General features: G+C 61.8%; 18 protein-coding genes. 14 read left to right on the forward strand and 4 right to left on the reverse strand.

What is annotated here, in order from left to right; all coding sequences use genetic code 11:
- The first annotated feature begins 35 nt into the window (after positions 1 to 35).
- The 5 genes from GTQ41_RS03655 (at position 36) to GTQ41_RS03675 (ending at position 5,495) form a co-directional block, all read left to right on the forward strand.
- Positions 36 to 929: an NAD-dependent epimerase/dehydratase family protein gene (locus GTQ41_RS03655; protein ID WP_047291118.1), complete on the forward strand. Its 894-nt coding sequence runs from the start codon at positions 36 to 38 to the stop codon at positions 927 to 929.
- Between the two features lie 314 nt (positions 930 to 1,243).
- Entirely contained in the window at positions 1,244 to 2,593 is a 1,350-nt protein-coding gene (locus GTQ41_RS03660; RefSeq protein WP_047291229.1) for a GntP family permease, read from the forward strand.
- A gap of 15 nt (positions 2,594 to 2,608) precedes the next feature.
- Positions 2,609 to 3,469, forward strand: a complete 861-nt coding sequence (locus tag GTQ41_RS03665; RefSeq protein ID WP_047291119.1) for a MurR/RpiR family transcriptional regulator — start codon at positions 2,609 to 2,611, stop codon at positions 3,467 to 3,469.
- A gap of 1 nt (position 3,470) precedes the next feature.
- Positions 3,471 to 4,928, forward strand: a complete 1,458-nt coding sequence (locus GTQ41_RS03670) for an amidohydrolase family protein (protein WP_047291120.1) — start codon at positions 3,471 to 3,473, stop codon at positions 4,926 to 4,928.
- Between the two features lie 198 nt (positions 4,929 to 5,126).
- On the forward strand, positions 5,127 to 5,495 hold the full coding sequence (locus GTQ41_RS03675; protein WP_047291121.1) for a glyoxalase superfamily protein: 369 nt from the start codon (positions 5,127 to 5,129) through the stop codon (positions 5,493 to 5,495).
- A gap of 156 nt (positions 5,496 to 5,651) precedes the next feature.
- Here the strand turns inward: GTQ41_RS03675 and GTQ41_RS03680 are convergent, their stop codons facing one another.
- Positions 5,652 to 6,668, reverse strand: coding sequence for an AraC family transcriptional regulator (locus GTQ41_RS03680; RefSeq protein WP_047291122.1), 1,017 nt, complete (start codon positions 6,666 to 6,668; stop codon positions 5,652 to 5,654).
- Positions 6,669 to 6,879: 211 nt separating this feature from the next.
- Between GTQ41_RS03680 and GTQ41_RS03685 the strand changes: the two genes are divergently transcribed.
- From GTQ41_RS03685 to GTQ41_RS03720, 8 genes are all read left to right on the forward strand, one after another.
- On the forward strand, positions 6,880 to 8,475 hold the full coding sequence (locus GTQ41_RS03685) for an FAD-binding oxidoreductase (RefSeq protein ID WP_047291123.1): 1,596 nt from the start codon (positions 6,880 to 6,882) through the stop codon (positions 8,473 to 8,475).
- 5 nt (positions 8,476 to 8,480) lie between these two features.
- The gene (locus tag GTQ41_RS03690) at positions 8,481 to 10,076 is read left to right on the forward strand and encodes a glycerol-3-phosphate dehydrogenase/oxidase (protein WP_047291124.1); all 1,596 of its coding nucleotides are present in this window, start codon (positions 8,481 to 8,483) and stop codon (positions 10,074 to 10,076) included.
- 20 nt (positions 10,077 to 10,096) lie between these two features.
- Complete coding sequence (locus GTQ41_RS03695) at positions 10,097 to 11,665, forward strand: FGGY-family carbohydrate kinase (RefSeq protein ID WP_047291125.1); 1,569 nt, start codon at positions 10,097 to 10,099, stop codon at positions 11,663 to 11,665.
- Positions 11,666 to 11,894: 229 nt separating this feature from the next.
- Entirely contained in the window at positions 11,895 to 13,184 is a 1,290-nt protein-coding gene (locus tag GTQ41_RS03700) for a phospholipase (RefSeq protein ID WP_047291126.1), read from the forward strand.
- Between the two features lie 43 nt (positions 13,185 to 13,227).
- A complete protein-coding gene (locus GTQ41_RS03705) occupies positions 13,228 to 15,186 on the forward strand; it encodes a DUF1302 domain-containing protein (protein ID WP_047291127.1) in 1,959 nt (652 codons plus the stop codon).
- A gap of 148 nt (positions 15,187 to 15,334) precedes the next feature.
- Positions 15,335 to 16,708: a DUF1329 domain-containing protein gene (locus tag GTQ41_RS03710; protein ID WP_047291128.1), complete on the forward strand. Its 1,374-nt coding sequence runs from the start codon at positions 15,335 to 15,337 to the stop codon at positions 16,706 to 16,708.
- A 403-nt stretch (positions 16,709 to 17,111) separates the two neighbouring features.
- Complete coding sequence (locus GTQ41_RS03715; protein WP_027614126.1) at positions 17,112 to 17,357, forward strand: plasmid stabilization protein; 246 nt, start codon at positions 17,112 to 17,114, stop codon at positions 17,355 to 17,357.
- Complete coding sequence (locus tag GTQ41_RS03720; protein WP_047291129.1) at positions 17,354 to 17,773, forward strand: type II toxin-antitoxin system VapC family toxin; 420 nt, start codon at positions 17,354 to 17,356, stop codon at positions 17,771 to 17,773. Before GTQ41_RS03715 ends, GTQ41_RS03720 begins: the two co-directional genes overlap by 4 nt.
- Positions 17,774 to 17,931: 158 nt before the next feature.
- On the opposite strand, the gene GTQ41_RS03725 is transcribed toward GTQ41_RS03720, so the two are convergent.
- Positions 17,932 to 19,851: a methyl-accepting chemotaxis protein gene (locus tag GTQ41_RS03725; protein WP_047291130.1), complete on the reverse strand. Its 1,920-nt coding sequence runs from the start codon at positions 19,849 to 19,851 to the stop codon at positions 17,932 to 17,934.
- A gap of 255 nt (positions 19,852 to 20,106) precedes the next feature.
- Here GTQ41_RS03725 and GTQ41_RS03730 point away from each other — a divergent pair, with 255 nt between their 5' ends.
- Positions 20,107 to 20,778, forward strand: coding sequence for a histidine phosphatase family protein (locus GTQ41_RS03730; protein ID WP_047291131.1), 672 nt, complete (start codon positions 20,107 to 20,109; stop codon positions 20,776 to 20,778).
- A gap of 77 nt (positions 20,779 to 20,855) precedes the next feature.
- Here GTQ41_RS03730 and GTQ41_RS03735 read toward each other — a convergent pair whose 3' ends face one another.
- Both GTQ41_RS03735 and rimJ read right to left on the reverse strand, forming a co-directional pair.
- Positions 20,856 to 22,334, reverse strand: a complete 1,479-nt coding sequence (locus GTQ41_RS03735; RefSeq protein ID WP_080963234.1) for a glycosyltransferase family 39 protein — start codon at positions 22,332 to 22,334, stop codon at positions 20,856 to 20,858.
- 30 nt (positions 22,335 to 22,364) lie between these two features.
- Positions 22,365 to 22,952 (reverse strand): ribosomal protein S5-alanine N-acetyltransferase, encoded by a 588-nt coding sequence (rimJ, locus tag GTQ41_RS03740; protein ID WP_047291133.1) that lies wholly within the window; start codon positions 22,950 to 22,952, stop codon positions 22,365 to 22,367.
- Positions 22,953 to 22,979: the final 27 nt, after the last annotated feature.

Consider the following 22,979-nt stretch of genomic DNA (forward strand, 5'->3'; position numbering starts at 1 on the left):
TCGCTGCATCACTTATTCACGCAGGGAGTCTCTCCATGAACGTATTCGTCACCGGCGCCGCCGGTTTTATCGGCGGCTCCATCGCCACCGGTCTGGTCCAGGCCGGGCATAATGTCACCGGCCTGGTGCGCAGCGCCGAACAGGCGGATGAGCTCAAGGCACTGGGCATCACCCCGGTGATCGGCACTCTTGAAGACAGTGCATTATTGGCCGATCAGGCCCGCGCCGCCGATGCGGTGATCAATGCCGCCAGCAGTGACCATCGCGGCGCAGTCGAAGCGTTGCTCGATGCCCTGCGCGGTTCGAACAAAGTGTTCCTGCACACCAGCGGTTCGAGCATCGTCGGCGATGCCTCGGGCGGCAAATCCAGCGACGTCATCTACTACGAAGACAACCTGCCGGAACCCACCGTCGACAAGGCGGCGCGCGTGGCGATCGACAAGCTGATCCTCGCCGCCGCACAGGACGGCGTGAATTCGGCAGTGATCTGCAACACGCTGATCTACGGCCACAGCCTGGGCGTCAATCGCGACAGCGTGCAGTTGCCGCGTTTGCTCAAACAAGCACGTAAAAGCGGTGTGGTGCGGCATGTTGGTACTGGCCAGAACATTTGGTCCAACGTGCACATCGAAGACGTCGTCGCCCTGTACCTGCTGGCACTGACCAAAAACGTACCGGGCACTTTCTACTTCGTCGAAAGTGGCGAAGCCTTGTTCATCGACATGACCACCGCCATGGCTCAGGCCCTGAACCTCGGCCAGCCACAAGACTGGCCACTGCAAGACGCCGAAGCCGAATGGGGCTACGAAATGGCCAACTACGGCCTCGGCTCCAACAGCCGCGTATGCGGCAAACACGCCCGCGAACAGCTGGGCTGGGCGCCAAAACGTACGTCGGTGGTGGACTGGATTCGTAACGAGATGGTGTGAGTCTTACTCCAGCCATCCCGACACCACCGAACCTGTGGGAGCTGGCTTGCCAGCGATAGCGGTGCACCCGTCAGCAAATGTGTTGAATGTGCAGCCGCCATCGCTGGCAAGCCAGCTCCCACAAGTTTTTGTGTTTGCCTGGGAACCATGTAAATCCCGCCCCGCGATTTTCATTAATCGCGACAAGACATACCCATCAGCGACACGCCTTACCTCTCTACGAAAATTACTTTCATGGCGTTTGAAAACTCGATCTCGAAATGATTTATGAGTTTCACAACCCATTCGAACGTGACCCTTTCGAGGAGTACCGCATGACACCTTCCTTCGGCTATTGGCTGCTGATGTATGCCGCCGTCGCCATCATCGCCTTGATCGTGCTGATCGCTCGTTACCGGCTCAATCCGTTCATTGTCATCACGCTGATTTCCATCGGCCTGGCGCTGGTGGCGGGCATGCCGCCGTCGGGCGTGGTGGGGGCGTATGAGGCCGGGGTGGGCAAGACGCTGGGGCATATTGCGCTGGTGGTGGCGCTGGGGACGATGCTCGGCAAGATGATGGCCGAGTCCGGCGGTGCGGAGCAGATGGCCCGCACCTTGATCGAGAAATTCGGCGAAAAAAACGCGCACTGGGCGATGGTTTGCATCGCGTTTCTGGTCGGCCTGCCGCTGTTCTTCGAGGTCGGTTTTGTGTTGCTGGTACCCATCGCCTTCACCGTGGCGCGGCGGGTGGGCGTATCGATTCTGATGGTCGGCCTGCCGATGGTTGCCGGCCTGTCGGTGGTGCATGCGCTGGTGCCGCCGCACCCGGCGGCGATGCTCGCGGTGCAGGCTTATCAGGCCTCGGTCGGGCAGACCTTGCTGTATGCGATTGCCATCGGTATTCCCACCGCAATCATCGCCGGTCCGCTGTACGCCAAATTCATCGTGCCGCGCATTCAACTGCCGGCGGATAACCCGCTGGAAAAACAATTTCTCGACCGCGAACCGCGCGACAAACTGCCGGGTTTCGGCATCACCATGGCGACCATTCTATTGCCGGTGGTGCTGATGCTGATCGGTGGCTGGGCCAACCTGATCTCCACGCCGGGCAGCGGTTTCAACCAGTTCCTGTTGTTCATCGGCAACTCAGTGATCGCACTGTTGCTGGCGACCTTGCTGAGTTTCTGGACGTTGGGCATCGCTCAGGGTTTCAACCGTGAATCAATCCTCAAATTCACCAACGAGTGCCTGGCACCGACCGCCAGTATCACCTTGCTGGTCGGCGCCGGCGGTGGTCTGAACCGGATTCTGGTGGACGCCGGGGTCACCGATCAAATTGTCGGGCTGGCCCACGAATTTCACCTGTCGCCGCTGATCATGGGCTGGCTGTTCGCGGCGTTGATGCGGGTGGCCACCGGCTCGGCCACCGTGGCGATGACCACCGCATCCGGCGTGGTCGCGCCGGTGGCCATTGGTCTGGGTTATCCACACCCGGAATTGCTGGTGCTGGCGACCGGCGCCGGCTCGGTGATTTTTTCCCACGTCAACGACGGCGGCTTCTGGTTGATCAAGGAATACTTCAACATGACGGTCGCGCAGACGTTCAAGACCTGGACCGTGCTTGAGACCCTGATCTCGCTGGTCGCTTTCGCTTTGACCGTCGGCCTTTCTTACCTGCTGTAACCGGAGCCCGCCGCCATGGACATCCTTTATCAGATCCGCGCTCGTCAGGACTCCTTCAGCGCCGGCGAAGGCCGCATCGCCCGGCTGATGCTGGACGACGTCGGTTTTGCCGCGAGCGCCAGCCTCGAAGATCTCGCACAACGGGCCGAAGTCAGTACCGCCACGTTGTCGCGTTTTGCCCGCACGGTGGGCTGCCGCGACCTGCGCGATCTGCGCTTGCAACTGGCCCAGGCCAGCGGCGTTGGCAGCCGTTTTCTCGACCCGGCGGGTACCCCTGAACAGTCGGCGTTCTACGGGCAGATTGTCGGCGATATCGAAACCACGCTGCGCCAGCATCTGGCTGGATTCGACGAATCACGCTTCGCCGACGCGGTGAAAATGCTCGGCCAGGCGCGGATGATTCATGCGTTCGGCATGGGCGGTTGCTCGACCCTGTGCAGCGATGAATTGCAGGTACGCCTGGTGCGCCTCGGCTACCCGATTGCAGTGTGCCACGACGCGGTGATGATGCGCGTCACCGCCGCCAGCCTCAATGCCGAGCACGTGCTGATCGTCTGCTCGCTGACCGGCATCACCCCGGAGCTTTTGGAAACTGTCGAACTGGCGCGCAACTACGGCGCACGCATTCTGGCCATCACCCGCGCCGACTCGCCGCTGGCCGAATTGGCCGACATCGTCCTGCCGCTGCAAGGCGCAGAAACCTCGTTCATCTACAAACCGACGGCGGCGCGCTACGGCATGTTGCTGGCCATCGATGTGCTTGCGACCGAGCTGGCGCTGGCCAATCCTGAAGACAATCAAGAGCGTCTGCGGCGGATCAAACTCGCCCTCGACGAATACCGTGGCGGCGACGATCACCTGCCGCTGGGAGACTGACATGCAGTACGACACGCTGATCCGCAACGCCACCGTCATCGATGGCAGCAACACGCCCGGCTACCGCGCCGATGTGGCGATTCTCAACGGGCGTATCGAGCGCATCGGCGACTTGCACGATGCCCGCGCCACGGAAGACATCGACGCCGCCGGCCGCGTGCTCGCCCCAGGCTTCATCGACGTGCACACCCACGACGACACGGTGGTCATCCGTCAGCCCGAGATGCTGCCAAAGCTCAGTCAGGGCGTGACCACGGTGATTGTCGGCAACTGTGGGATCAGCGCCTCGCCGGTGAGTTTGAAAGGCAATCCGCCGGATCCGATGAACCTGCTCGGCACAGCCGCCGCATTCGTTTATCCACGTTTCAGCGATTACCGCGCCGCTGTCGAAGCGGCGAACACCACGCTGAACGTCGCTGCACTGGTCGGTCACACCGCGCTGCGCAGCAATCACCTTGACGATCTGTTCCGTTGCGCCACGCCTGACGAAATCGCCGCCATGCGCGAGCAATTGCGTGAAAGCCTTGAGGCTGGCGCGCTCGGTTTATCCACAGGCCTGGCCTATGCCAGCGCCTTCAACGCTTCCACCGATGAAGTGAAGCAACTGACCGAAGAACTGACCGCGTTCGGCGCGGTGTACACCACCCACCTGCGCAGTGAATTCGAGCCGGTGCTGGAGGCGATGGACGAAGCGTTCAGCATCGGCCGTCACTCGCAGTCCCCGGTGATCATTTCCCACCTCAAATGCGCTGGTGTGGGTAACTGGGGGCGCAGTCCGCAGCTGCTCGCGGCGCTGGAAAACGCGGCGAAAACCCAGCATGTGGGCTGCGATTGCTATCCCTACGCGGCGAGTTCTTCGACGCTGGATCTGAAGCAAGTCACCGATGCCCATCGCATCACCATCACCTGGTCGACGCCGCACCCCGAAGTCAGCGGTCGCGACCTGATCGACATCGCCGCCGAATGGAACGTGCCACTGCTCGACGCCGCCAAACGCCTGCAACCGGCGGGCGCGGTGTACTACGGCATGGACGAGGCGGATGTACGAAAAATCCTCGCGCATCCACTGTCGATGGTCGGCTCTGACGGACTGCCGGAAGACCCGTTCCCGCATCCGCGCCTGTGGGGCGCTTTCCCACGAGTACTCGGACATTTCAGTCGTGATGTCGGGCTGTTTCCGCTGCACACCGCCGTGCACAAGATGACCGGTCTGTCGGCGGCGCGGTTTGGCTTGAAAGGGCGCGGCGAGATTCGTGAGGGCTATTGGGCGGATCTGGTGTTGTTCGATCCTGAGACGGTGCGTGATGTGGCGGATTTCACTGATCCGCAACGGGCGGCGCAGGGGATTGAGGGGGTGTGGGTCAATGGCGTTTTGAGCTATCGCGACGGGCAGGCGAATGGTCGCCGGGAAGGGCGGTTTCTGGCACGCGAAGGTGATCTGCGCGAAGGATTTCATTGATGGTGATGGCGCCAAAAGATCGCAGCCTGCGGCAGCTCCTACAGGAGATCGCATTCCAATGTAGGAGCTGCCGAAGGCTGCGATCTTTTGATCTGCGTCTCATAGTGGCACTCTGAGATTAAAGAATGTCGAAGCCAAGCCGAATTGCTGACATTCAGCTCAGCTAAACGCTTGGGCCAACCAGTCAGGGAGCACCTCATGAGCTTCGGCAAAACCACCCCGATCCTGCGGATCTTCGATGAAGCCAAGGCGTTGGAATTTTACGTCGACTTCCTCGGCTTCACGATCGACTGGCAGCACCGTTTCGAAGCGAATTTCCCGTTGTATCTGCAGGTGTCCCGTGGCGAATGCGTGCTGCACCTGTCCGAGCATCATGGCGACGCGACGCCGGGCTCGGCGTTGCGCATCGAGACCGACGAGCTGGAGGCGTTTCAGCAGCAGTTGCAGGCCAAGGATTACAAGTTCTCGCACCCACAGATTCAGGCGATGCCGTGGGGCAGTCAGGACATGACCATTGCCGATCCGTTTGGCAATCGACTGGTGTTCACCAACGCGATCAGTGTCTGAGTCGAGCCATACAAAAAAAGCGCTGCCAAACCATTCAGGTGGCCACTGACGCCATCGCTGGCAAGCCAGCTCCCACAGTGATCGCGTCGTACACAAAATTTATGCTTCACCAAGAAACCTGTGGGAGCTGGCTTGCCAGCGATGAGGCCAGAACAATCACCCCCGATGCATCTGCCGAAACTCCCCCGGCGGCATCCCGCGCCGGCTCTTGAAGGTTCGGTGAAAAGAGCGCGGCTCGGTAAACCCCAGATACTGCGCAATGTCCTGAATCGGCAGCGTGCTGTTGAGCAAATAATGCTCGGCCAGTTCCTGACGCAAGTCATCCAGAATCTGCTGATACGACGTCCCCGCCTGATGCAACTGGCGCTGCAACGTGCGCACCGACACCGTGAGTTGCTCGGCCACCTGTTCCTTGCGCGGCAAGCCTTCCTTGAGCAACTGGCGCAGGATGCTTTTGACCCGCTGTTCCAGCGACGCATCCTCCAGCGTCGCCATCAAGCCCATCGCGTGTTCTTCCAGCGTACGCAGCAATTGTGCATCGGCCTGGCGCAGCGGTAATTGCAGATACGCCAGCGGCACGATCAGCGCCGAATACGCCTGCTCGAACAGCACCGGGCAATCGAAAAACGCTTCGTACTGCGCCAGGCTGGCGTCTGGCGGGCACGGATGTTCCAGCCACACGGCGGCGGGCGACATCTGCGTGTCGGCGATCCAGCGCGCGTATTGCAGCCACGAGCCGAGGACGTTTTCTACCAAATGCCGGCGGATGCGCGGGCGTTCGTAGCGGCACGTCCAGATCAGGTGCACGTGACCGTCCTGCACTTCGGCGCGGCTGACGCCCATGTCGCCCACCAGTTTTTCGAACGGCATGATCCGGCTCATCGCATCGCCCAGAGTCGCGCAGTTCATGGTGATGTAACCGAGCACGCTCCAGGAGTTGGGCAGGACGAAGTTTGCCGCGTTGAGACCAAACAGCGGATCGCCCGAGTGCTCGCAGAAATAATCGAGCAGGCGCTCATGGGTTTCGCCCGGCAGGCGCAGGCTGTTGTCGCTCAGTTGCTGCGCCTGCAAACCGGCAGCGGCCAACGCCGGCTCGATGGCCATGCCCAGTTGCTCGGCATGGCGCACGTATTTGAGCAGCGGCGGAACCGAGGTGAAGCCGAGCGATTGCATGATCCGAATCCCTTGATCAAGGCCTGCGTGAGCGAATGAATGCCTGAAAGGTAATTTGAAACCCCGACTAAAGTAAATGGCTGGCACTTGCGCGACGTTTGACTCAATTGGCTACTCGAACTGGCCGGATGCGACCGTGACACTTTTTGGCCGCTGACTAGTATGGAGGCCTGCCACATCACTGATCAGACTGCATAAGAAGGACACACGCATGCGACGCTGGAACGGCTGGGGAGAGGCAACCACGGTGGTCGAACTGCCGGCCCAGGGAGCGAGTTTTCTCCATGAACGGTTGGGGGCCGGGCGCGCGCTGCTCGATGCCACGCTGGAGGCAGCATTGGCGCGGGTGCCGGTCTCACGGTTGGCGGCGCACGCCTTGTACAGCGTTGATGCCCATGATCGTCTGCTGCACGCTCGGGGCCAGAGTTTGCCGGACTGGCTGGCGCTGCGCGAAGGGGCGCTGGGCAATTATCCGGACGCGGTGGCGTTTCCCGAAACCGCCGGGCAGATCCGCCAATTGCTGGCGCTCGCCCACGAACAGGACTTGTGCCTGATTCCCTACGGCGGTGGCACCTCGGTGGCCGGGCACATCAATCCTCCGGATTCGACGCGGCCGGTGGTGACGGTGTCGCTGGCGCGGATGAATCGCCTGATCGACCTCGACGAGGCCAGCCAATTGGCGACGTTCGGCCCCGGCGCCAGTGGCCCGCAGGTGGAAAGTCAGTTGCGCGCTCGCGGTTACACGCTGGGGCATTTTCCGCAGTCGTGGGAGTTGTCGACACTGGGCGGTTGGGTGGCCAGTCGCTCCAGTGGTCAGCAGTCGTTGCGCTACGGGCGTATCGAGCAGTTGTTCGCTGGCGGCACCCTGGAAACTTTCGCCGGGCCCTTGGACATTCCGACGTTCCCAGCCTCGGCGGCGGGGCCTGATCTGCGCGAAGTGGTGCTCGGTTGCGAGGGCCGTTTCGGGATCATTTCCGAGGTCAAAGTGCGGGTCAGTCCGCTGCCCGCCGATGAGCGTTTTTACGGGGTGTTCCTGCCCAGTTGGAGCGAGGCGCTGCAAGCGATCCGCCAATTGGCCCAGGCACGAGTGCCGTTGTCGATGCTGCGCCTGTCGAACGCGGTGGAGACCGAAACCCAACTGGCGCTGGCCGGGCATCCGCAGCAGATCGCCTGGCTGGAAAAGTACCTGAACCTGCGCGGCGCCGGTGAAGGCAAGTGCCTGCTGACCTTCGGCGTGACCGGCAATCGTCGGCAAAACGCGCTGTCGCTGAGCCAGGCGCGCCAGCATCTGAAATCCTACGGCGGCGTGTTCACCGGCACCTTGCTCGGCAAGAAATGGGCGCAGAACCGCTTCCGTTTCCCCTACCTGCGCGAGAACCTGTGGAACGCCGGTTACGTGGTCGACACCCTGGAAACCGCCACCGACTGGAGCAACGTCGACCATCTGCTCAACCTGATCGAAAACAGCCTGCGCGACGCCTTGGCGGCAGAGGGCGAACGGGTGCATGTGTTCACCCATCTCTCCCATGTCTACGGCGAAGGTTCGAGCATCTACACCACTTACGTGTTTCGCCCGGCGGCGGATTATCCGGCAACGCTGGCGCGCTGGCAGGCACTCAAGCACGCGGCCAGCCAGACCATCGTCGACAACCACGGCACCATCAGCCACCAGCATGGGGTTGGCAAGGATCACGCGCCGTACCTGCCGCGCGAAAAAGGCGCGCTGGCGATGGATACCTTGCAGGCGCTGAGCAGGCACTTCGATCCGGCCGGGCGCCTCAACCCCGGCACGCTGATGCAGGAGTGACGATCATGCACCCGGACTGGAACGCCGCGTGGCGCCAGCAAACCTTGCCGACATTGGCCGACGCAAGCTGGGACCTGATCGTCATCGGCGGCGGCATCAGCGGTGCCGGCATTCTGCGCGAAGCGGCACGGCGTGGCTGGCGTTGTCTGCTGCTGGAACAACGGGATTTCGCCTGGGGCACCTCCAGCCGGTCGTCGAAAATGGTTCACGGCGGATTGCGTTATATCGCCAAGGGCCAGTGGCGCCTGACCCGCGATTCGGTGCGCGAGCGTCAGCGTCTGCTCGACGAAGCGCCGGGGCTGGTGGAGCCGATGAGTTTCCTGATGCCGCACTATCGCGGCGGCTTTCCCGGGCCGCGTGTGCTCGGTGGATTGTTGTCGGTTTACGACGCGTTGGCGGGACGGCGCAGCCATCGTTTTCATGACGCGCAGCAACTGCGTTTTCTCGCGCCTGGGGTGAAGGAAACCCGGCTGCTCGGTGGCACCTGTTTTGTCGATGCGCTGACCGATGATGCGCGGCTGGTGATGCGCGTGTTGAGCGAAGCGCGGGCCGATGGCGCAGTGGTGCTCAACGGGGTGCGCGTCGAACATTTGCTGCGCGAAGACGGGCGGGTGTGCGGGGTTCAGGTCGAAGATTGCGAAGCGGGTGGATCGCTGCAATTGCGTTGCGGCGTGTTGGCGGTGGCGACCGGAGCGTGGGCTGAGCGCCTGCGTTTGCCCGAGGCACCACGACAGTTGCGGCCATTGCGCGGCAGCCATCTGCTGCTGCCGGGCTGGCGTTTGCCGGTGGCGCAGGCCTTCACGTTTCTGCATGCGCGCGACCATCGGCCAGTGTTCGTGTTTCCCTGGGAAGGGGCGACGGTGGTTGGCACCACCGACCTCGATCATCGCGAGAATCTGGATCAGAGCGCGAGCATCAGCGCTGAAGAACTCGACTACCTGCTGGCGGCTTGCACGCAACAATTTCCAGGTGCCGAAGTGACGGCGAGCGATGTGCTGTCGACCTGGTCCGGCGTGCGTCCGGTGGTGGGCAGCGCGGCGGCTGCACAGCAAGGCAAGCCGTCGAATGAAACCCGTGAACATGTGCTGTGGCAGGAGCCGGGTTGTGTCACGTTGGCCGGTGGCAAACTGACAACGTTTCGCCCGCAAGCCATCGAAGTACTCAAGGCCTGTGCCGACATGCTTGGCCGCAATTTCGAAGATGACGGCGCGCCGGTATTCGCAGCCGTACCGTCACTGACCATTCCCGGACTCAGCCCGCAGCAGTGGCGACGCCTGGCCGGCAGGCACGGCCGTGATCTGCCGCGACTGGCGCAACTGATCGCCGGGTTGGGCCACGAAACGGTCGGCAACACTGACACCTTGTGGGCCGAATTGGCCTTTGCCTGTGAGGCGGAAATGGTGCTGCACCTCGATGATCTGTTGTTGCGTCGTACCCGGCTGGGCTTGTTGCTGGCGCGCGGTGGCGAAGAACATTTCGCTGCCATCCGCCAACTCTGCCAGCCAAGACTGGGCTGGGACGATGCACGCTGGCAGCAAGAACTGCAGCGTTACCGGGCGTTGTGGCAACGTCACCACGGCCTGCCGGATGCCACGCCTTGAGGCCCCTTGAAGAGAGCGCCATGCATAACCACTCGAACAAGCGCTACCTGCTGGCGATCGACAACGGCACCCAGAGCGTGCGCGCATTGCTCTTCGATTTGCAGGGTAATCTGCTCGGTAAAGGCAAGGTCGAATTGCAGGCGTACTACTCGACGCAACCGGGCTGGGCCGAGCAGGACCCGCAATATTACTGGGCGAAACTCGGCGAGGCTTGCCAGCAGCTGTGGGCGCAAACCGGGATTGATCGCTCGCAGATTGCCGGGGTGTCGCTGACTACCCAGCGCGGCACAGTGATCAATGTCGATGCCGAGGGCAAACCGCTGCGCCCGGCGATTCTGTGGCTCGATCAGCGCCAGAGCGACGTTGAGGGCGGGATCAAGGGACCGTGGGGCTGGCTGTTCAAACTGGTCGGCGCACAGGCCACCGTGGATTACTTTCGCGCGCAGGCCGAGGCCAATTGGATCGCCCGGCATCAACCGGAAATCTGGGCGGCGACCGACAAGTTTTTGCTGCTCTCGGGCTTTCTCACCCATCGCCTGTGTGGGCGCTTTGTCGACTCGGTGGGTTGCTGCGTCGGCTATCTGCCGTTCGACTTCAAGCGCCTGAAATGGGCCGCACCCAGCGACTGGAAATGGCAGGCGCTCGCGGTGCGTCCGGAGCAATTGCCGACCTTGCACAAACCTGGCGAAACCCTCGGCTATATCACCGCCGAAGCCGCTCGCCATACCGGCATTCCCGAAGGTTTGCCGCTGATTGCTGCCGGCGCTGACAAGGCCTGCGAAGTGGTCGGTTCAGGCGTGGTCGATGCGAGCACGGTGTGCCTGTCCTACGGCACCACCGCGACCATCACCAGCACCCGCTCGCGCTATCTGGAAATCGTCCCGCTGATTCCGCCGTACCCCTCGGCGGTGCCCGATCAGTACAACTGCGAGGTGATGATTTATCGCGGTTACTGGATGGTCAGCTGGTTCAAGAACGAGTTCGGTCTGCGCGAAATGCAGCAGGCGCAAGAACAGGGCATCGAACCCGAGCAACTGTTTGATGCGCTGGTCAACGCGGTGCCGCCGGGATCGATGGGGCTGATGCTGCAACCGTACTGGTCGCCGGGGATTCGTGAGCCGGGCGTCGAGGCCAAGGGCGCGATGATCGGCTTCGGCGACGTGCACACCCGCGCGCACATTTACCGGGCGATTCTGGAAGGGCTGGCGTATGCGTTGCGCCAGGGCCTGGAGAACGTCGAGAGGCGTTCGAAGGTGTCTATCAAGCGTCTGCGGGTGGCCGGTGGCGGTTCACAGAGTGATGCGGCGATGCAGCTGACGGCGAATATTTTTGGTCTGCCGGCGGAGCGTCCGCATGTGTATGAAGCGTCGGGGCTGGGCGCGGCGATCTGTTGTGCGGTGGGGTTGGGGTTGTATGCGGATTACCCGGCGGCGATAGCGGCAATGACCCGCGTCGGGACGGTATTCACCCCGCAGCCCGAGGCGCAGCAGGTTTACGAACGGTTGTACAAAGAGGTGTACCTGCGCATGTATCGCCAGCTCAAACCGCTGTATCAGAGCATCCGCAAAATCACCGGTTACCCCGCGTAACCAGACACTGGAAATCCCCTGTAGGAGCTGCCGAAGGCTGCGATCTTTTGATCTTGTTTTTAAAGAATCAAAGTCAAAAGATCGCAGCCTTCGGCAGCTCCTACACGGATGGACGGTGAGCCTGAAATGGCGCTATCGGAGACTTTTTCTGGTGAGATCGGACAGTGTCAGCGCCGGGGGCGGTTGTTAGGCTCAACCCCCACAGCACCTCCAACAAGAATTAAAAGCAATGAAGCTGACCTTTCTCCTGTTGCTGCTTTGTGCCACGGCCCCGACGGCGTGGGGCTGGTCGAACCACACGGTGGGCAGCTATCTGGCGTTGCAGCAACTGCCGGCGCTGCGCGATGCGCCGCCGGTTGCCGTCGAGCCGCTGGAGCATTTTCTCGCCGAGCAATATCCGGCAGTGGTCGCGCTGCTGGAGCAACAGGAAAGCTTCGCCCGTGAACACTTCACCCAGTACCCGCCGCGCCCCGATAATCTGAAGCTGCCCGCCGTACCGAGCGACCATCTGCGCCACGATTTTCTCACCGCGCTGCGGCTCAATCCGCGCATTCATCTGGCGATGGTCATTCAGCCGTTGCCGGGTCAAGACCTGCCCGAGCGTGAACACTTGTCGGCCGATCAGGTGATGGTCGAGCAGACGCTGTCACCGTGGAATCGTCAGCGCTTCATTCGTGTGGCGGATGGCGAGAACGTTGCGCCGCTGGCGGTGCTGGCAAGCGCCGCCGACGAGCCGGATTACGGTCACGACATCAACCTGTTCAGCGACAACCCCGGCGAGGTCGGCGCGCGGTACGGCTTCGGCCCGCAGCCGTTTGGTGATGATCGTTTCCAGTACAGCTCGCAGGCGCCGTTCCACATGGGTTTCTTCCATGAAAGCGCGGTGGTGTATGCCGCTGCCGGCTTTCTTCAGCGCAGTTGGCCGGACTGGCGCGCCTATCAGTACCTGGGGCTGGCGCGTCTGGCGTTCGCCACTGGTCATTCTTACTGGGGTTACCGGTTCCTCGGTTGGGGCGTGCACCACGTGCAGGACCTGACCCAGCCGTATCACGCCAAGCCGTTACCCGGGGTCGAACTGCCGAGTCTGTTGTTGCTGGAAGGCAAGGCCCTGGCCGGTTTTGCCGACGATAAAAAATCCTCGATCGAACGGGTCGCCACGCGCCATATGGAAGTCGAGAAGTATCAATCGACCTGGCTGCGCCGCGTGCTGCGCGCCGGTCAGGCGCATCCGATGCTCGCGGCCTACGCCGATGTCGCTCAGGACCAACAGTATCCGCCGTACTCGGTGGACTACTTGCGCGAAGTGGTCAGCGCCGAGTCGGTCGAGGACTCGGCGGCGTTCGATGAAGCCATCGGCCAATGGCTGGATACGGCGCCGGTGACCAGCGATTTCAGTAGCGGCAATCAACTACAGCGCGAGACCTTCGAGCATCCGGCACTCAATCAGCAGCTGTTCAAACTGCTCGGCCATTTCGGCGCGCACAGCCGGATTTATGTCCGTGCGGGGCTGGCACCGTAGCCATCGCGGCCACGCAAAAAACAATAAGAACAAGGAGGAACCCATGATCAACACTCGATTGCGCTTCACCGGCGTGGCACTGCCCGGTGTCGGCCTGGCGGGGCTGCTGCAACTCTGTGCGGTGGATGCGCTGCAGGCTGCCGAGTTCAGCGTGCTGGACAATCAGGTCACCGGCTCGATCGACACGACCCTGTCCTATGGCCGTTTGTGGCGGGTGCAGGGCCGCGACAAGAACAACGACGACGTCAACACCAACGACGGCAATCGCAACTTCGATACCGGGCTGGTTTCCGAGGTGTACAAGATCACTTCGGAGCTGGAGGCCAACTACCAGAACTACGGGATGTTCCTGCGCGGCACGGCGTTCTACGACACCCAGTTGATGGACAAGCGCAACGATTACTACCGCAACAACAATCCGGCGCAGCCGAGCCAGAGCTATCCGCAGGACGACCGCTTCACCAGCCAGACCCGCGACATCGCCGGCAGCCGGATCGAGATGCTTGACGCCTATGTCTACGGCAACTGGGACGTGGCGCAGATGCCGGTGACCGCGCGGGTCGGGCGTCAGGTGTTCAACTGGGGCGAGGGGATTTTCTATCGCGGCGGCGTCAACACCACCAACCCGGTGGACGCCGCCAAGTACCGCTTGCCCGGCGCCGAGGTCAAGGAGGTGCTGATGCCGGTGGAGGCCGTGAGCTTCAATATCGGCCTGACCGATTCGTTGACCCTGGAGAGCTTCTACCAGACCAACTGGAAGGAAACCCGCATCGACCCGGTGGGCACGTTCTATTCGCAGACCGACCTGTTCGCCGATGGCGGCAACACCGGTTACAACAACTTCAGCGGCACCGCGCTTGATACCCCGGTGCCGGGGTTCGGCAACGTTATCGGGCTGTACAGCGCATTGGGCAACAACCCGTTGCTCGGCCCGGCGCTGAAAAGCACCGGCCTGTACGCCAACGGCGTGACACCGGCCTACGGCAATACGCTGAAAGTGGCGTCGATCGGCAAGGACTACAACGCACGCAACGACGGCCAGTTCGGCGTCGCCTTCCGCTACATCGCCGAGGCGCTCAACAGCACCGAGTTCGGCCTGTATCTGGTCAACTACCACGCCAAGGAGCCGACCATCGCCGCAGATTTGGGTGGCTACAAGGGTATCGACATGAATGCCCTGACCAACATGCTCTCCACCGTCGTCGGCAGTCAGGCCGGGGCGCTGGCCAACGGTCTGGCGACGGCCGATGTGATGGGCAACATTCAGGCGCATCGGCGTTATGCCGAAGACATCCGCATGTACGGTTTCAGCTTCAACACCACTTTGGGCCAGGCTTCGGTGTTCGGCGAGATCGCCTATCGACCGAACCTGCCGATCGGCATTGCTGCGACTAACGACTTGATCGGCGACCTGGCCAACGGTGCCGCGGTGGCGGTGACCGGCAAGCCGGTCAACGTCGGCGGGCAGATGGTCACCCTCGACAGCGAGATCAACAACGCCGAGCGCGTGGAAGCGTTCAACACCTCGCTGGGCAGCATCTACAACTTCGGCCCGACGCTGTCGTTCGACTCGATGTTCGGCATCTTCGAACTGGCCTCCGAACACTTGCGCGGCAGCAGCCTGCAATACACCGCCTACGACGGCAGCAGGCGCTATTACGCCGGTACCGGCAACACCTCTTATGTGTCCGGCGGTGATCGAGATGATCAGGTCAATCGCAACTCCTACAGCTACACGGTGATGTTCAACGGCACCTGGAACGATGTGTACGCCGGGGTCAACGTGTCGCCTTACGTCGTCTACAAGGACGACTTCAAGGGCAACAGCTATCAGGCCGGCAACACCATCGACGGGCGCAAGGCTTACACATTGGGGATCAAGGCCAACTACCAGAACAAGCTCGAAGCCGAGGTGCAATACACCAACTTCTGGGGCGGCGGACAGAACAACGGGATTCGCGACCGCGACAACGTCGGGTTCAACCTCAAGTATTTCTTGTGAGTTTCAGACGCAGATCCCGGGACAACTCATCCCCCTGTGGGAGCGGGCTTGCCCGCGATGACGGCAGCACATTCGACATCAATGGTGGCTGACCCACCGCTATCGCTGGCAAGCCAGCTCCCACAGGGCACGCATTCTGGAGAAGAACATGTTTCATATTTCAAGATTGACGAAGACAACGCTGGCGCTGGTTCTGGGCCTGAGCGTCGGCAGCACCTTCGCCGCCATCACCCCACAACAAGCCGAACAACTGAAAACCACCCTCACGCCCATGGGCGCCGAGCGTGCCGGCAACGATGCCGGCAGCATTCCGGCCTGGACCGGCGGCATCACCCAGGCGCCGGCCGGGTACAAACCGGGCCAACATCATCCGGATCCGTATGCGGCGGACAAGCCGCTGTTCACCATCACCAAGGCCAATCTGGACCAGTACAAGGCCCACCTCAGTCCCGGTCAGATTGCGTTGTTCAACAGCTATCCCGACACGTTCCAGATGCCGGTCTATCCATCGCGCCGTTCCGGTTCGGCGCCGCAGTGGCTGTATGACAACACCTTGAAGAACGCGACGTCGGCCAAGCTGCTGGAGGGCGGCAGCGGATTCGCCGATGCCTACGGCGGCGTGCCGTTCCCGGTGCCCAAGGACGGTATCGAAGTGCTGTGGAACCACATCACCCGTTATCGCGGGATCTACGTGGTGCGTCGTGCGTCCGAAGCCCCGGTGCAGCGCAACGGCAGCTTTGCCCTGGTCACCTCACAGCAAGAAGCGCTGTTCAATTTTTATCGTCCGGGCGGGCAGTACGCCGACCTGAAAAACATCCTGTTCTACTACCTCGCTTTTGTGAAAAGCCCGGCGCGGTTGGCCGGTGGCGCGGCGCTGGTGCACGAGATGCTCGATCAGCTCAAGGATCCGCGTCAGGCCTGGGTCTACGACGCCGGGCAACGCCGGGTGCGCCGCGCGCCGAACCTGGCGTATGACACGCCGATCGCCTCATCCGATGGCCTGCGCACTGCCGACGACACTGACCTGTTCAACGGCGCGCCGGACCGTTACGACTGGAAACTCAAGGGCAAGCAGGAGATCTACATCCCCTACAACAACTACAAGGTCGGCAGCCCCGACGTGAAGTACGCGCAACTGCTGACCCCGGGCCACCTCAATCCGCAATTCACCCGCTACGAGCTGCACCGTGTGTGGGTGGTCGAGGGCAATCTGAAACCGGGTGCCCGACATGTCTATTCCAAACGCGTGCTGTTCCTCGACGAGGACAGCTGGGGCGCGGCGCTGGTCGATCAATACGATGGGCGAGGGGAGTTGTGGCGGGTGTCGATGGCCTACCTGAAAAACTTCTACGACCTGCCAACCACCTGGAGCGCACTGGACGTGTTCCATGACCTGCAGGCCCGCCGTTACTACGTGCAGAACCTCGACAACGAAGAAGTCTCCACCGTCGACTTCTCGCAACCAGTGCCGGAAGACGCGTATTTCATGCCGTCGGCGTTGCGCCAACGCGGGACGCGCTAAGGGGTACCGGACTGCAGATCGAACGCAATCCCTGTAGGAGCTGCCGCAGGCTGCAATCTTTTGACTTTGATTGTAAAAAACCAAGATCAACAGATCGCAGCCTGCGGCAGCTCCTACACAAGACGGGTTGTCTGGGGCATTGGGTTGACTGGTCGGACGCCATCGCGGGCAAGCCAGCTCCCACAGGTTTTTGGGTCGTTCACATATTTTGTTTTCGACTCGTTTCCTGTGGGAGCGGGCTTGCCCGCGATTGGATTTACGCCTTGGCGCTGACTGAAGGTCAGACGCGGATATGGCTGACCATCTGCTGCAATGAGAATGGCCGTTCGGAAGATTGCCCGGTGTGAGCCAGAACGGATGTGCTAGCCTGCAATCAATGATTTCATTGATTGCAGGAGGCGTCATGGCCAGCATCACCATTCGAAACCTTGACGAGAAGCTCAAGGAACAGTTGCGTATCACCGCTGCACACAACGGACACTCCATGGAAGAAGAGGCGCGCCTGATTCTCGGTCGAGCCTTGGCAACGGTGGATCGTGCCGGCGGACTTGGAAGCCGGATACGCAACAGATTCAGTGCTCTCGGCGGAGCAGAACTTGATCTGCCAGAGCGCTCAGAGAAAGCCACCGGGGTGGATTTTTCTGAATGATAGTGCTCGATACCAACGTGCTTTCAGAGTTCATGCGTATCGAACCTGAAGCCAGAGTGCTGGCCTGGGTTGATGCGCAGCCCGCCATGGATCTGGCCATCAGTGCGATAACTGTGGCTGAGATACTCCACGGCATCGCCCGACTTCCCTCAGGCAAGCGCAAACAGAATCTTCAAGCCCATGCGATGGCAATGTTCGAAGAGGATTTCGCCGGACGCATTTTGCCGTTCGATGCGCATGCCGCTGTCGAGTACGCGGCACTCGTCGCAGATTGCGAAGCAAAGGGGCGGGCGGTGTCGATGGCTGATGCGCAGATAGCCGCAATTTGCCGGGCTCATGGCGCGGCAATCGCCACCCGTAACGTGAAGGACTTTCGGTTCTCGGGAGTGGAAGTGATGAATCCGTGGGAGGTGTGAGCGTTGGAGCAGTGAGTATGGGCTGACTGGACTGACGCAATCGCGGGCAAGCCCGCTCCCACAGGTTTTTCGGTCGCTCACATATTCCGTGTTCGACTCGTTTCCTGTGGGAGCGGGCTTGCCCGCGATTGGATTTACCCTTTGGCGCTGACTGAAGATCAGACGCGGAAGTGGCTGACCATCTGCTGCAACTGACCGCCCAGGCGTGCCAGTTCAACGCTGGACGCTGCGGTTTCATCGCTGGCCGCGGCGGTCTGTTCCGACACGTCGCGCACGTTGATGATGCTGCGGCTGATTTCTTCGGCCACGGCGCTTTGCTGTTCGGCCGCGGCGGCGATCTGCTGGTTCATCGACTGGATGTTCGACACCGTGCGGGTGATGTTTTCCAGGGAGTCGCCAGCCTTGCGGGTCAGGGCCACGCTGCTGTCGGTCAGGGCGCGGCTGTTGTTCATCACGGCAGCCACTTGCTGGGTGCCGTTCTGCAGACCGGCGACCAGACCTTCGATTTCTTCGGTGGATTTCTGCGTGCGTTGTGCCAGGCCGCGGACTTCGTCGGCGACCACGGCAAACCCACGACCGGCTTCACCGGCTCGCGCGGCTTCAATGGCTGCGTTGAGCGCGAGCAGGTTGGTCTGCTCGGCCACGGCCTTGATCACGTCCATGACGCTGCCGATCTTGTCGCTTTCCTGTTGCAGCACGCTCATGGCTTCAGTGGAACGCACCACTTCGCTGGCCAGGCGCTCGATCTGGGCGATGGCTTCATTCACCACCTTGTCGCCTTCACGGGCTTCACCGTCAGCGGCGGCAGCGGCTTGCGAGGCTTCTTCGGCGTTGCGCGCGACTTCCTGCACGGTGGCGGTCATCTCGTGCATGGCGGTGGCCACCTGATCGGTCTCGACCTTCTGGCTGTTCACGCCGGCGCTGGTCTGCTCGGTCACGGCCGAAAGTTCTTCGGCGGCGCTGGCGATCTGGGTGACGCCGTCGCGGATACCGCTGATCAGGTCGCGCAGGGTTACGCCCATACGCGCGATGCCTTGTTGCAGCACGCCGAGTTCGTCGCGGCGGGTGACGGTGACGTTCTGGGTCAGGTCGCCGCTGGCAATGCGCTCGACCACGGCCAGGGTGTCTTGCAGCGGACGGGTGATCTGACGGGTGATGATCACCGCAGCAATCACGCCGACCAGCAGCGCCAGCAGGGTGCTGATCAGCTGGAGCGTACGGGCCTGGGCGCTTTCGATGTCGCGACGGTCGAGCTGGATCTGGTACAGCTGCTCGCTGGTGGTGACGATGGCCGCACCTTGATCGGTCATCTCCTTACGCGCCTGCACCGCTTCGCTGTTGGCGTTCTTGTAGGCCTGCAACGCGCTGCGGTAGTTGCTCAGGGCGGTTTCCAGCTGACGCAGAGCGTCTTGCTGGGTCGCGGCGAAATGCACGTTCAGTTGCTTGAGGCTGGCAATTGCCACGTCCAGTTGGCCGACGGCTTTCTGCTCGGTTTCGGCGTTGGTGGTGGCGGTGTAGCCGCGCACTTCATAGCGCGCGAGGATGAACGCTTCCTTGGCCTGGGTGATGGCCTGGAACTGCTCGAAGCGCTGCTCGCTCATGTCCATTTGCTGCACGCGCTTGCTGATCGCTTCGATCAGGTTGTAAGCGGTGTCGGCGTTGCTGCCCATCACGTCGCGGGCGCTGTTGCCGGTGCGGTAGGCGTTGCGCATCTTGTTCAGCGAAGTCTGGTATTCGGCGATGGTCGCGGCCTGCTCTTTCAGCAGTTTGACGTTTTCCGGGCTCTTGAACTTGTTGATCAGCGCCTGTTGTTGCGCGGCAAAGCTTTCGAGGGTGGTTTGCACATTCTGCGCGGCGGTTTCGTCGCCGTTGGTCAGCATGTATTGCAGGCGCACCACGCGCAGCTTGGTCAGGCCGGCATTGAGCTGGGTGATGTCGCTCATCCAGTTGCTGCGGTCGATCAGACCGCCGAGGCTGGTCCAGCCGGTCAGGGCGAGGACGCAGGTCAGGGCCAGGACCAGGCCGAAGCCCAGACCCAATTTCATGTTCACGCTGATGTTGCCGAACCAGCTATTCATCACAATTCCTCCAGGAACGTAGAGCTACTTGATCGTCGGTCAGGCTGGAAGATTGTTGTTTTTTTGAGCCAGCAAGGGGGTTAGCAGGTCTGTATCGGCCGCAAACACGAGAGCTGAAAGGATTTTGTCCGACGGAATTTGTAACAAGGGCGTTTCAAGACTTTTTTCACATGCGTTTCACTCGCCACTTACGCCCGCTTCTCTACCCTCGCCGCATCGTATTGACTGTGATGGATGCCGACGAGGCGGCCCGATGTGGAATTGAGACTGAGTCTGTTCGGCGTCAAACGCTCGATTTCCCTGAGCGGATTGGCCCGCTATCGCAATACCTGGGTCATGCTCGGCGCCTTGTTATTGGTGATTCCGCTGACCCTGTGGCTGCTCGCCCCGGCGGCGGTGCCTGACCTGGCCCACGGCAATGTGTCCGGCGCCCGCGCGCTGGCGGCCGGGTGGGCCAAGGGCGAGATGATTGTGCTGGTGCGTCACGTCGAGCGCTGCGATCACTCGCCGGCGCCGTGCCTGAGTGGTGACGACGGCATCACCGACCGCTCGCGCAGTGTCGCGGTCGGTGTCGGCGCACAGTTCGAGCATTTGGGCCTGAATAATGCCGATATCTACAACAGCCCGATGCTGCGCACGGTGCAGACCGCCGGTTACATGTTCAATCGCGCGGCCACCGGCGAAGACTGGCTGATCAGCTGCAAGGGCCACATCCTGCAGGAAGCGCTGGCGCACAAGCTCCCGGGACGCAATCTGATTCTGGTGACCCACAGCGAGTGCATGGCGGAGCTGGAAAAGGATCTGAATTCGCCGGTTTCGGACCCGGGCTATGGCTCCTCGCTGTTTGTTTCCGCTGCGAACAAAGCGGCCCCGCGCGTGCTTGGCTTCATCGAAGCCTCCGACTGGCATTCAGTGAGCACTCGATGAACTGAGGAGGGCAAAGCGTCGGCCCAAACAAAACCCGCCAGTGACGGCGGGTTTTTTATTGGCTGGCGCGAAGGGCGTCAGTAGCCGACGAAGTAGTACGCCTGGCGCCCGACCATCATGGTCTTCAGCACTTTGAGTGGTGCGACGGGTTCGCTGTCCGCCGAGATCACCGCGACGTTCGAGGGCGAGGCACTGAGGAAGTCATGCAGTTGCGCGTCGGTGTCCAGTCCCTTGAGCACACGTTGGGTGTAGAACACGCTGGCGCCGCCGACCCGCTCGTTGGCTTGGAACAGCGCGACCTGCTGACCGTTGGCCTGCAAGCTCTGAATGTGTTCGGTCAACGGCAGGAACGACAGCTCCTTGTCGGCGTTGGGCAGTGCCCACTGCGCGGCGCCGAGGTAGCTGGCGATCACCACTGTGAGCAGTCCTGCGGCAATTGCCTGACGATGACGGGCGACTTTTCCGATGAAACGGTCGGCGGTTTCGCGGGCCTGCAAGCGCTCGAAGAGTATGCGCGCATACTCGGCGGCAATCACCGCCGCCGCCGGGGTCATCGACATCAGGTACACCGTGCGTTTGCTGGAAGCGAGGGTCAGCATGATGAACTGCGCGACGATCCACAGGCTGAAAAACAACAGGTAACGGTTGGCCTTCAGCTCCTTGCGGAAATGCCACAGGCCCAGATACACCAGAATGTTCCACGGCAGGAACGCTTCCGGCAGTTTGGCCAGGTAGTAATAGAACGGCTCGTAATGCCCGGCCTCGACGAACGAGCCGCTGAAGCGACCGACGCTGTTGGTCAGCAGCACTTCAGCGACAGCGTGCGAACCACCGCGCTGATAGAGCACCGCGAGCCAGATCAGCAATGGAATCAGGCCCACGACGGTGAGCAAACCGGGACGCAACCACGCGCCGAGCTTCAGGCGTTTGTCGATCAGGTTATCGGCCAGCAGATAAGCGAAAATCACCACCCCCGGCATCGCCAGTCCCAGCACGCCCTTGCTCAGCGTGGCGATGGCGATGCCGACGATAAACAGCAGCGAGTTAGCCGCGTTCGGTGCGCGTTGCGCCTGAAAGAACGCCAGCAACGCGGTGGTCACGCCGAGCGCCAGCAGCGCATCCTCGCCGACCCCACGCACGTTGCTCCAGTAACTGGCCATGGTCGCCAGCAATATCCCCGCCGTCCAGGCGAGCGCTTTCGGCCGTCCGAAGCGGCGCAGCATGCCGTACAGCAGCATCACGCTGAACAAACCGGCTACCGCCGACGCCAGCCGCACCGCCCACGGCGAAACGCCAAACACGCGCATGGCGCCGGCGTCCAGCCACAGGCTCAGCGGTGGTTTTTCCAGAAACGGTTCGCCGAACAGGCGCGGCGTCACCCAGTCATCGTCCAGGTGCATCTCCATGGCGATCCCGGCGACCCGGGCCTCGGTGGAGCCTTGCAGCTGGTGGTTACCCAAAGCGAAAAAAAACAGCAGGGCGGCGAGTAGAAACAGCGAAGTGGCGGCACGCGGCATGGATTTCAGGCAACCGGAAGGGGCAGGAGCCTTGAGCATACGTCGGCAATGCTTAACAAATTGTGAAACTCACGCCAGTTGTCGTGACCAGCGCTTTTCCGGCGCCTCGAACGTCGGATTGACCAGCGCCGTCAGCACATGGTCCTGCCAGCGCCCGGCGATGTTCAGGTAGGCCTTGGCGTAGCCCTCGCGCTCGAAACCCAGACGCTCCAGCAAGCGCGCACTGCGCTCGTTGCCGGGTATGTAGTTGGCCATGATCCGGTGCAGGTTCTGCGTGTCGAACATGTAGCCGATGCCGGCCTCCAGGCCTTCCTGCATCAGGCCCTGCCCCTGATGCGCGTGGTCGATGTGATAACCCAGATAACAGGCCTGAAACGCCCCGCGAATGATCCCGCTGAAATTGCATGCGCCGATCATTTGCTGGCCGTCCGGCGTCAGCAGGGCGAAATGCATCGCCAGCCCGGCCTCGTAGGCACTGGCCTGAACTTCAAGGCGTCGGCGAATCTGTTCGCTGGAAAAGTATTCGGTGGTGCGGATCGGCGACCAAGGTGCGAGGTGGCGCTGGTTACGTGCATAGAACGCACTTTCCAGTTCGGCCTGTTCCGGGGCGAGGATGGCGAGCGTCAGGCGTTGGCAGGGCAAGGTCAGCAGCGGCATCGGGCGCTCCGGTTGGCAGGGTCGAGG

The sequence above is a fragment of the Pseudomonas sp. AN-B15 genome (assembly GCF_019056475.1).
Classification (GTDB): Bacteria; Pseudomonadota; Gammaproteobacteria; order Pseudomonadales; family Pseudomonadaceae; genus Aquipseudomonas; species Aquipseudomonas parakoreensis.

Excerpts from the sequence above, each read along its gene's own strand:
- GTQ41_RS03655 (WP_047291118.1), top strand. The coding sequence starts at position 36 with ATGAACGTATTCGTCACCGGCGCCGCCGGTTTTATCGGCGGCTCCATC.
- GTQ41_RS03660 (WP_047291229.1), top strand. The coding sequence starts at position 1,244 with ATGACACCTTCCTTCGGCTATTGGCTGCTGATGTATGCCGCCGTCGCC.
- GTQ41_RS03665 (WP_047291119.1), top strand. The coding sequence starts at position 2,609 with ATGGACATCCTTTATCAGATCCGCGCTCGTCAGGACTCCTTCAGCGCC.
- GTQ41_RS03670 (WP_047291120.1), top strand. The coding sequence starts at position 3,471 with ATGCAGTACGACACGCTGATCCGCAACGCCACCGTCATCGATGGCAGC.
- GTQ41_RS03675 (WP_047291121.1), top strand. The coding sequence starts at position 5,127 with ATGAGCTTCGGCAAAACCACCCCGATCCTGCGGATCTTCGATGAAGCC.
- GTQ41_RS03680 (WP_047291122.1), bottom strand. The coding sequence starts at position 6,668 with ATGCAATCGCTCGGCTTCACCTCGGTTCCGCCGCTGCTCAAATACGTG.
- GTQ41_RS03685 (WP_047291123.1), top strand. The coding sequence starts at position 6,880 with ATGCGACGCTGGAACGGCTGGGGAGAGGCAACCACGGTGGTCGAACTG.
- GTQ41_RS03690 (WP_047291124.1), top strand. The coding sequence starts at position 8,481 with ATGCACCCGGACTGGAACGCCGCGTGGCGCCAGCAAACCTTGCCGACA.
- GTQ41_RS03695 (WP_047291125.1), top strand. The coding sequence starts at position 10,097 with ATGCATAACCACTCGAACAAGCGCTACCTGCTGGCGATCGACAACGGC.
- GTQ41_RS03700 (WP_047291126.1), top strand. The coding sequence starts at position 11,895 with ATGAAGCTGACCTTTCTCCTGTTGCTGCTTTGTGCCACGGCCCCGACG.
- GTQ41_RS03705 (WP_047291127.1), top strand. The coding sequence starts at position 13,228 with ATGATCAACACTCGATTGCGCTTCACCGGCGTGGCACTGCCCGGTGTC.
- GTQ41_RS03710 (WP_047291128.1), top strand. The coding sequence starts at position 15,335 with ATGTTTCATATTTCAAGATTGACGAAGACAACGCTGGCGCTGGTTCTG.
- GTQ41_RS03715 (WP_027614126.1), top strand. The coding sequence starts at position 17,112 with ATGGCCAGCATCACCATTCGAAACCTTGACGAGAAGCTCAAGGAACAG.
- GTQ41_RS03720 (WP_047291129.1), top strand. The coding sequence starts at position 17,354 with ATGATAGTGCTCGATACCAACGTGCTTTCAGAGTTCATGCGTATCGAA.
- GTQ41_RS03725 (WP_047291130.1), bottom strand. The coding sequence starts at position 19,851 with ATGAATAGCTGGTTCGGCAACATCAGCGTGAACATGAAATTGGGTCTG.
- GTQ41_RS03735 (WP_080963234.1), bottom strand. The coding sequence starts at position 22,334 with ATGCTCAAGGCTCCTGCCCCTTCCGGTTGCCTGAAATCCATGCCGCGT.
- rimJ (WP_047291133.1), bottom strand. The coding sequence starts at position 22,952 with ATGCCGCTGCTGACCTTGCCCTGCCAACGCCTGACGCTCGCCATCCTC.